This window comes from Williamsia soli, from assembly GCF_017377795.1.
GTDB classification, from domain to species: Bacteria; Actinomycetota; Actinomycetes; order Mycobacteriales; family Mycobacteriaceae; genus Williamsia; species Williamsia soli.
The window spans coordinates 316185-331107 of sequence record NZ_JAFRDR010000001.1 but is presented as its reverse complement, the minus strand read 5'-3'; the positions used below and the strand labels follow the sequence as shown (position 1 = coordinate 331107).

The 14923-nt window shown below is 63.8% G+C and carries 12 protein-coding genes; 4 read left to right on the top strand and 8 right to left on the bottom strand.

All coding sequences use genetic code 11. The features are described 5' to 3' along the window. Positions 1-61: 61 nt before the first annotated feature. On the bottom strand, positions 62-1996 hold the full coding sequence (locus J3S28_RS01570) for an oxidoreductase (protein ID WP_207836497.1): 1935 nt from the start codon (positions 1994-1996) through the stop codon (positions 62-64). A 12-nt stretch (positions 1997-2008) separates the two neighbouring features. Next, positions 2009-3598, bottom strand: a complete 1590-nt coding sequence (locus tag J3S28_RS01565) for an MFS transporter (RefSeq protein ID WP_207836489.1) — start codon at positions 3596-3598, stop codon at positions 2009-2011. Positions 3599-3719: 121 nt separating this feature from the next. On the opposite strand from J3S28_RS01565, the gene J3S28_RS01560 reads away from it, so the two are divergent. After that, positions 3720-4757, top strand: a complete 1038-nt coding sequence (locus J3S28_RS01560) for an NADP-dependent oxidoreductase (RefSeq protein WP_207836487.1) — start codon at positions 3720-3722, stop codon at positions 4755-4757. Between the two features lie 25 nt (positions 4758-4782). On the opposite strand, the gene J3S28_RS01555 is transcribed toward J3S28_RS01560, so the two are convergent. From J3S28_RS01555 to J3S28_RS01530, 6 genes are all read right to left on the bottom strand, one after another. After that, positions 4783-5157 (bottom strand): hypothetical protein, encoded by a 375-nt coding sequence (locus J3S28_RS01555; protein ID WP_207836485.1) that lies wholly within the window; start codon positions 5155-5157, stop codon positions 4783-4785. Next, positions 5154-5537 (bottom strand): nuclear transport factor 2 family protein, encoded by a 384-nt coding sequence (locus J3S28_RS01550; protein WP_207836482.1) that lies wholly within the window; start codon positions 5535-5537, stop codon positions 5154-5156. Before J3S28_RS01550 ends, J3S28_RS01555 begins: the two co-directional genes overlap by 4 nt. A 136-nt stretch (positions 5538-5673) precedes the next feature. Beyond that, complete coding sequence (locus J3S28_RS01545) at positions 5674-7251, bottom strand: acetyl-CoA acetyltransferase (RefSeq protein WP_207836479.1); 1578 nt, start codon at positions 7249-7251, stop codon at positions 5674-5676. Between the two features lie 37 nt (positions 7252-7288). Next, complete coding sequence (locus J3S28_RS01540; protein WP_207836466.1) at positions 7289-8326, bottom strand: ABC transporter substrate-binding protein; 1038 nt, start codon at positions 8324-8326, stop codon at positions 7289-7291. A 66-nt stretch (positions 8327-8392) separates the two neighbouring features. After that, entirely contained in the window at positions 8393-9211 is an 819-nt protein-coding gene (locus tag J3S28_RS01535) for a crotonase/enoyl-CoA hydratase family protein (RefSeq protein ID WP_207836464.1), read from the bottom strand. After that, entirely contained in the window at positions 9108-11684 is a 2577-nt protein-coding gene (locus tag J3S28_RS01530; RefSeq protein ID WP_207836453.1) for a CaiB/BaiF CoA transferase family protein, read from the bottom strand. Before J3S28_RS01530 ends, J3S28_RS01535 begins: the two co-directional genes overlap by 104 nt. A gap of 123 nt (positions 11685-11807) precedes the next feature. On the opposite strand from J3S28_RS01530, the gene J3S28_RS01525 reads away from it, so the two are divergent. The 3 genes from J3S28_RS01525 to J3S28_RS01515 all read left to right on the top strand — a co-directional run bounded on the left by J3S28_RS01525 (position 11808) and on the right by J3S28_RS01515 (position 14920). Then, positions 11808-12773, top strand: a complete 966-nt coding sequence (locus J3S28_RS01525) for a LysR family transcriptional regulator (RefSeq protein ID WP_207836451.1) — start codon at positions 11808-11810, stop codon at positions 12771-12773. A 96-nt stretch (positions 12774-12869) separates the two neighbouring features. Then, positions 12870-14015: an acyl-CoA dehydrogenase family protein gene (locus tag J3S28_RS01520; protein WP_207836450.1), complete on the top strand. Its 1146-nt coding sequence runs from the start codon at positions 12870-12872 to the stop codon at positions 14013-14015. 116 nt (positions 14016-14131) lie between these two features. Continuing rightward, a complete protein-coding gene (locus J3S28_RS01515; protein ID WP_207836441.1) occupies positions 14132-14920 on the top strand; it encodes an enoyl-CoA hydratase/isomerase family protein in 789 nt (262 codons plus the stop codon). Positions 14921-14923 lie beyond the last annotated feature (3 nt).

Here is a 14923-nt window from a genome sequence, read left to right as displayed (position 1 = left end):
CACCTGCTGCAACGTGTGATTTTGACTGGACCGTGTGCTTTTGTTTGTGTACCTGCGGTTGTCATAGCTCAGCGCCGAGGCGATAGCCCTCCGCGATGGCGTGGCTCAGACGCCGAGGGGTCACCGCATCACCGATGATGGTGATCGACTTCCCGGCCTCGAACCCGAGTGACGACGCCGGCACCCGCGGCTGATGCCACACCATGAGAACGTCCTCGAGGTCGATGTCGCAGCCACCGAACACGGGCCGCAGGCGCAACGGCGCCGCTGGATCGTCCGGCACCACCACGGAGTGGCCCACCTTGAACTGGGTCCCGGCAGCCCCGAGCCGGGTCAGCAGTGGCCCCGCGCTCTCCGCCGGGACCCGTGAGGCAAGTCCGGTGAGCGCGGTGGCCAAAATGACCTGCCATCCTTGCTGTGCCAGCGCCTCGGCGGCGCTGTAGGCAGGCCAGAATCCGTCGCCCTCATCGAAGACAACAGCGCGGCGGCTCGCCACATCCGGAAAACGACCCAGCAGCACATCGTCCACCGTCACCGCAGATCGGCCGCGGAGGCCGGCTGGTAGATCCGCAGGTCGTGATCCGGTGGCGACAACAATGTGATCTGCTGCCTCGGCGATGTCGGCCACGTCATCTGATTCGATTCCGGCAGAGAGGTTCACGTCGACCTTGAGCCTTCTGAGTTCGCGCTGAAGGTAGTCGACGACATCCCCCAGGGTTGCGCGGTGAGGCGCAGCAGCGGCCACCCGGACAGCACCACCGAGAACCGCGCTCTGCTCGAACAAGGTGACGCGATGCCCCCGACCTGCAGCGACGCGAGCAGCTTCCATTCCTGCCGGGCCACCACCGATCACGAAGATCTCCTTGGACTTCGGCGCCTGGACTCCCACGCCCGGATGCCGGCCACGACCGATTTCGGCGTTGACCGCACAGTGCAGATGTGGGTCGAATGCCCGGCAGTCCTGATTGATCCCCAGGCAGCCGCGTATCTCGTCGAGGCGGCCGGTCTGAGACTTGATCGGGAGGTCCGGATCGGCGATCAGCGCCCGTGCCATTCCCACCATGTCCACGTGCCCGTTCTTGATGGCGTGGTCGGCCGTTGCCGCATCCCGGATCCGTTGACCGACGAGGGTCGGAACCCCGGTCGCCGCACGGACTCTCGACGCCGACGGGATGGCGACCGCGTCTGCGTCGGTCGAGTCCTTCACGTATTTGCCGCGGGTGCCGTGCGTGATGCTGAAGTAGTCGACCCCGAGAGGAGTGAGTTCCTCCGCAATACGCACGCAGTCCTCGAGGTCCATCCCGCCGGGGATCTCTTCTTCGCCACTGAGTCGAACCCCGAGAACGAACCCGGCGGGAATGACCGACCGCATCGCCTCGATCACCAAGCGGGTGAATCGCATTCGATTCTCGAAAGACCCTCCGAAGCCGTCGGTCCTGCGGTTGGTCAGCCGTGACATGAACTGGGCCGGCAGATAGCCGTGGGCAGCGTGCACTTCGACTCCGTCTGCACCTGCCTTGACCAGGTTCTCGGTCGAGATACGCCAGCCCTCGACGATGTCCTCGATCTCCGCGACGGTCAACTCGTGTGGTGGGTAGGCGTCGCGCGCCGTCTTGATCGCCGACGGAGCCGAGGGCGGCGAATCCGATTCACCACCGATGAACTCACGACCGAGATGGCAGAGTTGCCCGATGAACCGCGCTCCGTGTCGGTGGATGACGTCAGCTTTTGCAGCGGCAGCCGGAACGGACTCGTCGCGGTAACCCTCGATGAGCTTTCTGGATCGCAGGGTTGTCGTCGGGTGTACCACCGTCGCGCCACCGATGATCAGCCCCACTCCGCCGGCGGCCAAACGCTCGAAGTGCTCGGTGTCGCCGTGGGTCGGAATGCCGTGTTCGGCCATGCTCGTCCCGGCAGGCAAGGCCACCAGCCTGTTCTTGAGTGCGATCCCACCGAGTTCAAACGGTGAAAACAGGTGCGGGAAGTCATTTCCCATTGGATTCCTCTTTCATCTACTGTTCGTTCCTTCTGGGACCACCAGCACCCTGGTCACCGGAGCAGACTTGAGGTTCGCTGCAACCCTTTCGCGTAGACGCATCTCCGGCACCGTGAGCCGCTCGGTTTCGTGCAGGATGTAGTCCGCCCAGGCACTGAAGGTGGAGTATTCGACGTAGGTGTCCGGGTGCTGCGCGGCCTGCATGACGGTGCAGCGCAGCGCTCCCAGACGAAGGCGGGAGCGCCTCAGCTCCTCGATGTCATCGAAAAAGTGTGACCGATTCTCGGGCGCCACAACGTACGTCGTCTCGATGACCACCTGACGGTCCCCAAACCCGGCCTCCGGCAAAGCAACCGCCTCGAACACTGCAGGGTCCGGAGCGATTCCCTCGCTCGGAAAGATCCCTCGCCGCAGGACACCGACAGCGGCCACGATCATCAGGACGGCGGCGGTAGCGACTGCCGGAACCAGGCCGATGAGATCGGCAAGTATTCCCCAGACGATTGCTCCGACGGCTTGACTGCCCTGGAACGTCAGCATGATGAAGGCGATGATGCGTGCTTTGATCCACGGCGGTACGACGCTGTGGGCCGCGATCATCCAGGTGCTCTGCACACCGACCCACGCGGCGCCGACAACAACCATCAGCACCAGGATCACGTCGAGCCGGGTGGCGAATGCCATCCCCGCCAGAACGACCGCGTACGCGCCAGACCCCAACGCAACGAATCGGTTCCAGCTCATCTTCGCCCGCAATGGCATCAGGACGATGGTGCCGACCACCGCTCCGACACCGATCGCGCCGGACATCACACCGAACTCGAACGTGCTCGCGCGCAGGCGATCGTGGGCAACGAGTGGCAGGAGCGCCCATAGGCAGCTGGCCGGTATGCCGAATATCGTCAATCGGACCAGTAACCGCCGCGTCCACCTGGAGTGGCGGATGAACCGGATGCCCCCGGATACTGCTTTGCCGACCGGGCTTCGTGTCGCCCCGGTGCCAGCTGTGGTCGGCACCTGCCAGGCTGCGATCACGGCGCAGCCGGCGAACAGGACTCCGACCGAGGCAAAGGCCCACGTTGATCCGAGTCCTGCCAGGATCGCACCGCCGATCAGCGGTCCGATCGCGCGTGCCCCGTTGAACACCGCGCCATCGATCGCCGGAACGACCGTCATCATGTCGCGGCTGACGAGGTGGGGAAGCAATGCCTGCCACACGATGGCGACAACGGCGAGGCCGGCGCCGGCCACGAAAACGCTGCCCATCAAGACCGCGACGCCGACCTGGCCGAGGATGTCGAGAACAACGAGGACTGCCGACGCGATCAGCAAGATCAGCGAGATGCCCACCAGAAGACGTCGATGGCTGGTGTATTCGGCGATGGCGCCGATCGGCAGTGCGAACAGGAAGAACGGCACGCTGATCGCGAACTGAACCGCCGAGACCGTGGTTGCCGATTCACCCGCTTCGGTGAGAATCCACTGTGCCGCGAGGACCAGGATCCACACCCCGACACTGGCACCGAGTTCGACCAGGAGCATCAGACGCAGGCGTCGGACGCGCAGCGGCGCGAAGAATCCCATCTGCGTCGCGCCTGTCACATCTGCCTCCTCTCAAAATTGAACTTAGTTCAGCAAACTCGTCCGTGTGGCGAAATGTCGGGATATCCTGAACTGAAGTCATTTCATCCAGAATGAACCCGATCGAGAGTGGAGACAACCCGTGACGACACGCAATCGCCTGCTGAGCCTGCAGTCTCGGCCGGACGGCCGACTCAAGGCTTCCGACCTGGTGATGACCACCCGTCTGGTCCCAGCCTTGCGAGCCGGCGAAGTCCTGGTCCGCAACACCTGGCTCTCGATCGACCCGTCGATCCGGATCCGACTCCGATCGAGCACCCCGAACGGCTATCTGCCACCGTTCAAGCCAGGCGAGCCCCTGGTCGGCCTTGCCCTCGGCGTGGTCGAAGAATCCAGAAACAGCGAGTTCGCGCCGGGAGACACCGTCTCCCACATGTATGGCTACCGCGACTACGCCGTGATCGGCACCGACGGCGCGACGATTGGCGGATACGGGAGCCTGAGCCGGTTCGACGGAGGAGAACTCCCCTCGCAGTGGTTTCTCGGACCGCTGGGCAGCTCGGGGTTGACGGCGTATGCCGGATTGTTCGGGGTCGCTGGGCTCCGTCCGACCGACACCCTGTGGGTGTCAGCAGCGGCGGGCGCAGTCGGCAGCATCGCAGCCCAACTCGCACAACAGCGCGGCGCCACCGTGATCGGCTCAGCGGGAAGTCCCCAGAAGGTCTCCTACCTCCTGGACGAACTCGGCCTCGACGCCGCCTTCGACTACCACGAGGGCCCGATCACAGATCTCCTGGCGAAGGCAGCGCCCGCCGGTATCGATGTCTACTTCGACAACGTCGGGTCCGAACACCTCGCCGCCGCACTGGACAACATGCGCCCCGGCGGACGAGTCGCCGTGTGTGGTGCGCTGTCCGACTACGACAACGCCACTGCCGCGCCGGGACCGACCAATCTCTTCCAGCTCGTCTCCAAGGGCATCCGAGTCGAGGGATTCCGCGCCGGGTCATTCAATCATCTGGCCACCGAGATGCGTACCGAGATCGGCGGATACCTACGTGAAGGCCGGATGAAGTACAGCGAGTTGGTTTTTGACGGCCTCGAGCAGGCGCCGGTCGCCCTCACCGCGATGCTGGCCGGAGACAACACCGGAAAGACGCTCGTCCGCTTGGAACCGTAACGTCATCGGCTGCGAGGTACGCAGCTCAGTCGAATGCGACCTCGGTGGTCCGAGCCATGAGCACCCTGCGCACCTTGCCGTCCGCATTCACCTGCGCACTGGCGTTGAATGTGGCCTCGAAGGCGCCGGCCCGGGTGGTGCGACCGAGAACCACCTCCACACCGTCCACCACCGCCCCGTTGTCGATGTGATGGACCAGGGTGCTTTTCTCCCGCTGCGCCAGGTAGCCCACCAAACCCTCTCGATCACCGACGAACTCGGCCGATTCCCCGCCGCCCTTCGAAAACAGCACCGACATCACGAAATCGTCGGAGATCATGGTCAGCACGCGGTCGGGATCGTCGGAATCCATGTACGCGAACCACTGCGCAAGCACAGGAGTCGAGACTGCCGTTGTCATACTGACGCTCCTTCAGGGGTGAAACCTTGAGGCAGAAGTGAGAATTCGGGGTCGAACGACACCTGGTAGCGATCGACCAGACCGTCATCGTTCACGTGCATCACGCCCACGAAGTATCCGGTTGTGACGGCGCCTTTTTCGGTCACGGCCCCGTGCGCGAACAGTAGGTCGCCGTCGGCGGCCACCCGCAACAACACGTGCTTCCTATCGACATCCGGTCGGGCGCGCAGATAACCCAGCATGCTCATCCGCCCGCCGTCCCGGTTGATGCCGGTCGGCAACACCATCGTGAACTGGACGTCTTCGGCGAGCAGGCCCACCGCATCCTCGAGACGTCCACTGTCCAGCGTCGCGTAGTACTCCTCGATCACGGTTCCCATGAAATGAACTTAGTTCAGTAAAACCGTCGTTGTCGAGACCTCGGCGCTAATTGATGCGGAAACCGACCGTGACTTCAGCTTCTGACCATCCGGCCCGCGCCGCGACCCGCCCGACCCTCTTGCACCGCATCGGGGCTCACGGCAATTGTTCGGCCAGCTCGACCATTGCCTCCTCGTTCGCCGCGACCAGGTTGCGACCGGCACGCCCGGAGCGCACGAAGACCGACTCTCCTACGGGTTGCTCGTCGGCGAGCAGGTTCTGCATCTCGACATCGCCGTCAATCGAGTTGGCGAGAAAGCGTCTGCCGTCTTCGAGCCTGCCGACAACGATGCCGGTCCGACCGGCCGGGCCGTACGTGGTGGTATAGCTCTCCACGACGGCCCAGCCATCGGCCATCTCGGTCGACAGCACACTCGGAGCCGCGTCGAGGTTCGCCTGGACATCACCGCTCTCACTGTCTCGCCACCTGACCGGTCTGGTCGAGTAGACGCCCACCGAATACTTGCTGAGGTAGCCGCCGTTCGCGCCGACCAAGCCGAACGACCCCGGCGCCGAGCGCAGACGAACGACTGTTTCCGCGATTGCGTGCATCGAGTAGTTGTTGCCGGCACCGCCGAAAAACGGAAGGCCACCGCTGACACTCAACCGCCTCGGATCGGCTGGGCTGAGACCGAGACCATCGCAGACATTGGACACAGCGATCGGGAAGCAACTGTAGAGGTCGATGAACGAGAGATGATCGGCCTCGACGTCAGCGACGCGCAGGGCGTGTGCCGCGGCGGCGATCGCAGCCGGGCTGGTACTCAGGTCCGGCCGCGCCAGGAGTTCTTTCTCGCGGAGATCGCAGTGCCCGTGCAAGAAGATCCATTTCGATTCCGGGACACCGAGTTCCTGGGCGGCACCGATCGACATGAGTAGAACTGCCGCTCCTTGATTCACCTGATCTCGCGACACCATGAACCGTGGATACGGGTCTGCAATCATACGATTGCGCTCGGTGACCGTGGCCAACTCCACGGCGGTCCGTTCGATCGGAGCCGCGGCATGCACATTTCCGGCGGCAACGGCAGTGAACGGTTCGAGCAGTTGCCCCATCGACAGTGCGTACTCAGAGCGCGTCTGTTTGACCCGAGCGCGACGAGCATTCTCGAACAGCGCGTATCGAGAAGGTGCGCCGACGATTCTGTGGACCGTTTCGGTCTCCGCGACCAGGCCTTGCAGTCCGTATCCGCGGTCCTCGAGCTGACCTCCGCGTCGCTCGGTGAAATCAGGCCGCCCCTCGGCCGTGGCGAGATGGCGGACCGTGGAGATTGCTTCGGCCCCGAAGATCAAGGTCACCCCAGAAGCCGACCGTGCGATCGCGCCGGCCATCTCGGTGACCAGCTGCTGGGGAGCCTGGCCCCCGCTGACCCCCAAGATCGCGCGCCGTGGATCCGCGCCGATTCGGTCCGCAACCGACCTGGGATAGTTGTCCGATCGACCCAACGGTGCGATCGCCACGGGCGTCGAGTTCTCGAACTGCCGTATACCGACGACGGTGTCGATCTGACCGGCAATGACCCGGGGGGCTACGCCGCAGTCCGAGATCGCTGCCCTGGCAGCGCTCGCCGCGAGCTCTACGGCACTGAGCTGCCGGTAGTCGGGCCGGTCGAGGAAGTCGGACGCTTGCCCTACGCCTACGAGGACCGGGGTCTGGGGGTCTAGTTGTCGCACCGGGGCGCCTCCTTTTCGGAATCCGGGGTCGTCAGCCTCAGGACAGGAACAATTTTTCCCATTGTTGGGAGTACTCCTCGATCTTCGCGGGGGTCAGATCGGCCGTGTCGGGTGACTCGATGTCCTGCGCACGCGCAACTGCGCCGGTGATGTCGGGAAGTGCCGCAGCGTATCCACTGTTCAGCGCCGTCTGCCCTTCTTTGGTGACCATGAAGTCGGCAAGGACCTGCGCCGCATTGGGATGCGGTGCGGCGCTCAGAACGTGACTGAACCACGGTGCTCCCCAGGGATTTTCAGGAAGCGCCCAGTCGACCGGTGCCCCTGCCGCAACCTCAGACACCAATGGCTGCACCGCCGGCGCCACGACCACCTCGCCCGATGCCAGGGCTTGACCCACTGCGATGGCACTGGGGAAGACGCGTGGCTCGAGCGCTGCCAGCTTTTCCCAGTAGTCGGCGCCGAATGTGTCTGCGTAATAGCGATAGAGATCAACATATGAGGCGATCCCAGCAGGGTTCACGATTCCGATCTTTCCTGTGTAGTCCGGATTGAGGATGTCCCTGGGATCCTCGAGTCCTCCCGGAACGCTCGCCGTGTTCCAGCCGAGCGCGAAAACCGCCGCGCTGGTGAGGAAGAACCGGTTGTTGATCAGACTCTTCGCGGGCTCGTAGGCGGGTTCGGCGAAGGCCGGCCCTACCAATTCCGTCGAGTACTTGCCGGATTCCGCAACGTTCTCGATCCAGGCGGCATCGGTCACCATGTGGAGATCCGCCGTTCCCTTGTTGATTCGATTCTCGGTTTCCACGCGAGGGTTGATGTCAGCGTCGGTGCCGCGTACGAACTCCATACTTATCTGGGGATACCTCGCCTCGAATGCAACCTTCAACGCCTCTAGGTTGGCGGGCTTCTGACTCGAATAGAGCAGAACGCTGCCCTCTTCGTTCGCCGCGGCGACGACGTCGTCCCAGCTTCCTTCGGTGGGCCCGGCGGAGTTTGTGCCGGTCCCGCAAGCGATCAGACTGAACGACGCGATGACAGCGGCGGCTGCGACAGCAATGTTGTATCTGGTTTTCATCGTTGAAAGTCCCTTCAAACACGGTGGATTCGGAATACTCGGTTCAAGATCCGGCAGAAACGCTCCTTACTCACCTCTCCACGTCGGAGTTCTCTTCTCGGCAAAGGCACGTACCCCCTCAGCAGAGTCCAAGCTCTTCATGACCCCGCCCGCTTCCTCTTTGGTCCGTTTCCACGATTGCGCTTCTGCCTCGTACGAGCCGTCGCCGATCGCCCTGGCGATTCGTTTTGTTGCCTGGACTGCAAGTGGAGCGTTCGAACTGATTCGATGGGCCAGCTCCAGTGCGGTATCGAGCAATTCCTCGGGGTCCACCACCCGATTGACCAGACCCAGCTCGAGAGCACGTCCTGCCGTGATGGGTTCGCCCGTCAATGCCAGCTCGAGAGCGACCTTCGGTGGGATCTGCGCCGCCAGGCGAAAAGCACCCCCAGCACCGGCGATGACCCCGCGCTTCACCTCGGGAAGACCGAAAGTCGCTGTTGTGGAGGCGATCACGAGGTCGCTGGCCAAGGCTATTTCGGTTCCGCCGCCCAAGGCGAACCCGTTGACCGCAGCAATCGTGGGCACTGAGACGGCGTGACGGACGTAGCCGGCGAATCCCCACGGTCCGTCGGAGCCGATTCCCTCGCCCCGGGCGAGCGCCTTGAGATCGGCGCCTGCGCAGAAGGCCTTTCCGCCGGCCCCGGTCACGATGATCGCACGCGTGTCACGGTCACGGTCCGCGTCGGCCAAGGCCCGTCCCAGCTGGTCCGCAACGGTCTTGTTGATGGCGTTGCGTGCGTCAGGCCGATTGATCGTCAGTACGAGGACGTGTCCACGGCGTTCCTTCAGTAGCGGCGCAGGTGGGTACCCTTCGTTCGGCGTGTACTCGTTGCTGGTGGTCATACGTCTTCTCCTGTCCATGGGATTCGAACTCGGCGCCGACCGGCGAAGCCGGCGGAAGGTTTTCTTCGAGGACTCCCGAGCCGAGGAGTTCGTCGACTTGTTCAGGTGTCAGATCGAGCAATCGGCCGGCGATCGCGCGGGTCTGCTGACCGAGTAGAGGTGCCGGGCGCAGCTCGACGTCGGGCACGCCGGTGAAGTGTCCAGGGGTGTTCTCACTCGGTAAGGGGTGATCGACCAACGGATGTACTGCCACCGTGAATGCGCCCCGATCGCGCAGGTGCTCGTCCTCGAGTAGATCTGCGACTCGCAGCATCATGCCGGCGGGGACCCCGATCCGCTGCAGCGCTGCCACCGCTTCTCGGGGCGATCGTGATGTCGTCCATCGGGTGATGATCCCGTCGAGCAGTTCGCGATGGGCGACCCTGCGTTCGGCGGTCTCGAATCGCGGGTCGACGGCGAGTGCCGGTTGCCCGATCCGGTCCGCCAGTCTCCTCCAGTCAGACGAATCGCGAATGTCTATGACGAGCCATTCGTCATCCCCCGACGCGGGGTAGACCCCGCGTGGCGCGTCCGGTATCCGCCCGTCCCGATGAGGTTCCGTACTACCTGGAATAAGGGCCTCCAGGGCCAGAATATCGGCGAACTGCGCCAGGATCACCTCTGCCTGCGAGATCTCGACCCTCCCGCCTCGGCCGGTGCGCCTTCGTCTGATCAGCAGAGACACGGCACCGAGCGCTGCGATTCGGGCAGAAGCATGGTCGGGGTAGGTGGTTGCCATGTCTGAGAAACCGGCGACTTCACCGGGGTATCGCCACATGGCGGTCAGTCCCGTTCCGGCCCGCACGAGTGGGCCGTATCCGAGACGGCGACTCCACGGGCCGACGCACCCGAAAGCGCTGGACTGGACCACGACGATCCGCGGGTTGATCTGCGAGAGTTCCGCATAAGACAGTCCCAATTTGTCCATCGTGCCGGGCTTGAAGTTGGACAGGATGACATCGGCGGTCGCCACCAGTTTCCTCATCAATTCCAGACCGGCTCTGGACCGCAGATCGATGCCGATGCTCTGCTTGTTTCGGTGACCGCGAGCCACCACCGGGCTCACAAGATCGCCGACCATGGATTGTCGGCTCCCGTCGGGAAATCGAGAACTCTCGATCTTGATGACCTCGGCGCCCATGTCGGCCAGAAGTCGGCTGGCTTCGCCGCCTGCGACGATCACCCCGAGGTCGAGTACGCGGATCCCTTCGAGTGGACGTCGCGGCGTTGCCGGAACCGGTATTTCGGTCTCATCAGGCATCGCGTCGCGCCAGTCCGTGAGGACCTCGGAGTTGTGCTCGCCGTGCCGGGGCGCCCGGGTGCGAACACCCATCCGCAGACCGTCCATCTCGATCAGACCATTCGGAACACGCAGCAAGCCCTCCGCCGTTTCTACCGCGACGAAGGTGGACCGCGAGCGGAAGTGCTCTGCCACAAACACGTCGCCGACATCGAGAACCGCTGCGCAGGGGACGCCGAACTGCTCGCCACCGGCGACCACCTCGTCACGAGTCTTCGTCGCAATGAACTCCGAGAGGATCGAATCAATCTGTGCCGCTTGCGTATAGCGCGCTTCCAGACGCTCGAGCGCAGGGTCGGACAAGGACGTCGGCCTACCCAGCCAGGCAACAACACCCCGCCACTGGCGCGGGCTCAGGATGCACAACCGCACGTAGCCGTCTGCACACGCGAAGATCGGATAGCGGTGCTTGACATCGGGGCGGCCGCGCGGGGTGTCCACGGCCGACGCTCCTCCTGCCGCTGATCCGGCCATCCCGGATCCGGGATCGATGACCTGGACGGCACTTTCGAGAACAGACACATCGACGCTGTCTCCCGCACCCGACTCGAGGCGGTTGTAGTACGCAAGAATCGCTGCCCACGCGGCTGTCAGCGCAGCCGACTCCGTTGCCATCGCGCCCGGAGGCAGCAGTGGCCGACGACCAGGAAGTCCGGATCGCGACAGGATGCTGCTCAGAGCCGAGTGCACAGCCTCGGTGCCGACCCAGGTCCGGTACGGTCCACTGTTTCCGAAGTCACTGATCGAGATGATCACCAAGCTAGGAAAGCGCTCACGTAGAGACGCCGGCGCGATATCCGACTCGGAGAGCCGGGAGGCGCCGAGGCCCTCGATGAGAATGTGTGCACTCTGCAGGAGCTGCAGGAAGTGGGCCTTTCCCGACGGCCGGTCGAAGTCGAGTGCAACCCCACGTTTGTTGAGATTATGCGTCTCGTAGTAGATGCTCGTCCGTCCCCACAGGGGTTCTTGGGTCCGTGAACGCGCACCACTGACGGGCTCGACCCGTACGACATCTGCGCCCAGGTCTGCGAGGAGTCGTGCTGCGGTCTCTCCGCACCCATCCGTGAGGTCGATGACCCGAACCGCGGCCAAAGGCAGGGCATCGATCTCTACGGCCATCTCACTCGGGGTCATGCGACGACTTTCGCAGCCGGATCTCCCGTTGAACATCGCTGTTTGGAACACGGTCAGCTTCTCCAAAACGCATCGTTGTTCTCTGCTGTTGACGCCCGCCAGGGGCGTCTTCATGCTGTGATCGTGGATCTCCCCCAATTGCGGTGCTTCGTCGCAGTCGCCGAAGAGCTGCACTTCGCCAGGGCTGCTGCACGACTTCATCTGTCACCGTCGCCGGTCAGTCGGATGGTCAAGGATCTCGAACGCGAACTGGGGTGCGCCCTGTTCGTACGTCGACATCACGAGGTTCAATTGACCGCGCCCGGCGAGGCCCTCGTCGTACGCGTCCGCGAGATCCTGAACGCTGTGGACGACCTGAAAATCGCGGCCAACGCCTTCAAGAACGTTCCCCCGACCGTACGAATCGGTGGAACGCATCTATCTCCGCCCGCCGACGCAGACCGATTCATCGAGGTGACCGAGGGAGCGTTGCCCGCCGCTTCGGTGCTGTACCGCTCGGCGCGCTCGGTCGATCTGCTGCAATCACTCGAAAAGGGCGAACTCGCCGCTGCGCTCGTTCACCTGCCACTGAACAACGCTGCGCTCGACAGCGTGGTGATCAGCCACTACCAACTCATGGTGGCGATGCGCGCGGACGATCCACTCGCGCGACGCGACGAACTCAGATTGGCGGAGCTGGCAGACCGAGCCGTCGTCCTGCGACCGGCGACTCCACAACCGTTGGCCCTGAACAGGCTTCATCAACGCCTTGCCGAAGCGGGTATCCGCGACTTCCACCGGATGGACGAGAACGACCCGGCTATGCTCGCCAGTTACATACGGCACAGCCGCGGACTCACGCTCACCTACGATCCTGCGACCGGCGGTGCCGCAAGTGTATTCGCCGATCCCGCGTTCAGCGTCATCCCACTGGCAAGCGGCGAACTCGAATTCTCAGCAGGCATTGCGTGGAACATCGAAGCAGCTGGTGCCGACCCCGTCGTCGCCGCGATCGTCGCCGCGATTCGCCAAGAGTGGTCCCACGTCGCGGCACCTGCGGTCTCGACATCTCAGCCGATCTCACCTGGGTCTCCTACCACCGCCTCATGAAATGAAGTTAGTTCAGTAAAACCCTCGTTCCAGACGTGTATCCGGGTTAGGCTCGGGGAATTAAACCAAACTGAACTCAACTCGACTGGAACCTGAATGACCTCTCCTGGCGCCACCGCCATCGAAGAACCCTGGCCGCGGTCCGAGCCCGCCTCCCTTTTTCCCGGTGTCGAACAGCAAGAACTCCGCGACGCGCTTCGCGGGCTACTGGCGAAACACAGCGATATCGATGCGGTGCGGGAAGCGTCCGCTTCTGACCACGGCTTTTCCCGGGAACTGTGGCAACAGCTGGCCGATGACATGTCCGTCGCCGCCCTTGCCGTGCCGGAGTCGCATGGCGGACTCGGATACGGCACCGACGAATTGAGCATCATCTTGGAGGAGTGCGGCCGCGCACTCGTCTGCGAGCCGGTGCTCTCATCGGCAATCCTCGGAACCCAGGCGCTCTTGCTCGGCGCCGCCGACGAAGCCATCGCAGAACTTCTCGCGCAGGCCATGGCCGGCAGCCTCCTCGTCGCGGTCAGCAGTCTCGAACCAGAGCACGACCAGCTCCGAGCCGAGGAAACCGACTCCGGGTGGACGGTGAGCGGCGGCGTCACCCACGTGGTCGGGGGCGATGCCGCCGACGTGCTGATCGTGTCGGCAGAGACCACCGACGGCCGGCGAACTTTCGCCGTCCACCCGTCGCCGAGGTCACGCGTCACGAGAAGGGCGATCGACCCCACCCGGCGGCTCGCCGACGTTTCCTTCGAGGGAACCGCAGCTCTCACGATGACCGAACCTGGCGCCGACGCCACGTTTCGCGCGCGGATCGAGGATCTGAGAATTCTCGCGGTGGCCTGCGAGAACACCGGCATCGTCGACCGGCTGCTCGAACTCACCCTCGAGTACGTTTCGACCCGGGAACAGTTCGGCCGGCCGATCGGCTCGTTCCAGGCCATCAAACATCGGCTCGCCGACCTGCTGATCACCCTGGAGCGGGCGAGGTCGGCGTCGCGTTACGCCGCTGCAGTGTTCGCAGAAGACCCAGATGAAGCGCGGCTCGCCGTCGCCGTGGCCGGCGCCGTGTGCACCGATGCGGCCCTCGAGGCGTCCGCCGAGGCGATCCAACTCCATGGCGGCGTGGGCTTCACGTGGGAGCACGCAGCCCACTCCTACTTTCGTCGCGCATTGGGAAATGAAGCGCTGCAGGGTGATTCGCGGCGGCACCGCGCGCGGATCGCGAATCTGATCGGGATCTGACGGTGCGCGAGCACGGGAAAGACAGAGTCGATCGGCGGCGGTATTGACGCTGCGCCGCCAACCGAGTAAAACTGAAGTGAATCCAGTTCAATTTGAAGTCAAACGAGAGGCATCCGATGGTTGACACCGACCACATCCTGTTGGAAAAAGACGGAGACGTCGCACGTGTGTGGCTGAACCGCCCGCACAAGAAGAACGCCGTGACCCCCGAGCTGCTGTACCGTCTCGACGAGATCATCGCCGAGGTCGACGCCGACCCGAACCTCAAGGTCCTCGTCCTGCGCGGCGTGAACAACACCTTCTGCTCGGGATTCGACCTGGATATCCTGCTCAAGGACTACGTCGGTAGCACCAACGCGATGGATGTCGCAGTCCTGTCGGCCAAGGTCTGCGATCGCCTCTACTCCATGAACACCCCGTCGGTCGCGGTCCTCGAGGGCTACGTCACCGCCGGCGGCTTCGAACTCATGATCTCCTGCGATTTCGCGATCGCCGTCGACGACGCCAAGATCGGCGACTTCCACATCCGCCGTGCGCTCTTCGGCGGCGCCGGACCCATCTACCGCCTGCCCCGCATGATCGGCATCCGCAAGACCAAGGAACTGATGCTGACCGGCAAGCTGCTCTCCGGCATCGAGGCCGCCGACTTCGATCTCATCAACGCCTCGGCCCCGGCGGAGGAGCTCGACCAGACGGTCGAAGACTTCATCGCCCAGCTCACCGACAAGAGCCCGTTCATGATGAAGCTCACCAAGATGACCATCGACCGCGGCCTCGACGCCGACATCCAGTCGCTCATGGTCATGGAGCACCTCGCGGTCGGTAACGCGCTGCAGTCCGAGGACGGCCGGGAAGGTGTCACCGCATTCCTCGAAAAGCGTGAGCCCAAGTGGGTCGGCCGCTGATCG

Excerpts from the sequence above, each read along its gene's own strand:
- J3S28_RS01530 (WP_207836453.1), bottom strand. The coding sequence starts at position 11,684 with ATGACCCCGAGTGAGATGGCCGTAGAGATCGATGCCCTGCCTTTGGCC.
- J3S28_RS01550 (WP_207836482.1), bottom strand. The coding sequence starts at position 5,537 with ATGGGAACCGTGATCGAGGAGTACTACGCGACGCTGGACAGTGGACGT.
- J3S28_RS01555 (WP_207836485.1), bottom strand. The coding sequence starts at position 5,157 with ATGACAACGGCAGTCTCGACTCCTGTGCTTGCGCAGTGGTTCGCGTAC.
- J3S28_RS01520 (WP_207836450.1), top strand. The coding sequence starts at position 12,870 with ATGACCTCTCCTGGCGCCACCGCCATCGAAGAACCCTGGCCGCGGTCC.
- J3S28_RS01540 (WP_207836466.1), bottom strand. The coding sequence starts at position 8,326 with ATGAAAACCAGATACAACATTGCTGTCGCAGCCGCCGCTGTCATCGCG.
- J3S28_RS01570 (WP_207836497.1), bottom strand. The coding sequence starts at position 1,996 with ATGGGAAATGACTTCCCGCACCTGTTTTCACCGTTTGAACTCGGTGGG.
- J3S28_RS01515 (WP_207836441.1), top strand. The coding sequence starts at position 14,132 with ATGGTTGACACCGACCACATCCTGTTGGAAAAAGACGGAGACGTCGCA.
- J3S28_RS01535 (WP_207836464.1), bottom strand. The coding sequence starts at position 9,211 with ATGACCACCAGCAACGAGTACACGCCGAACGAAGGGTACCCACCTGCG.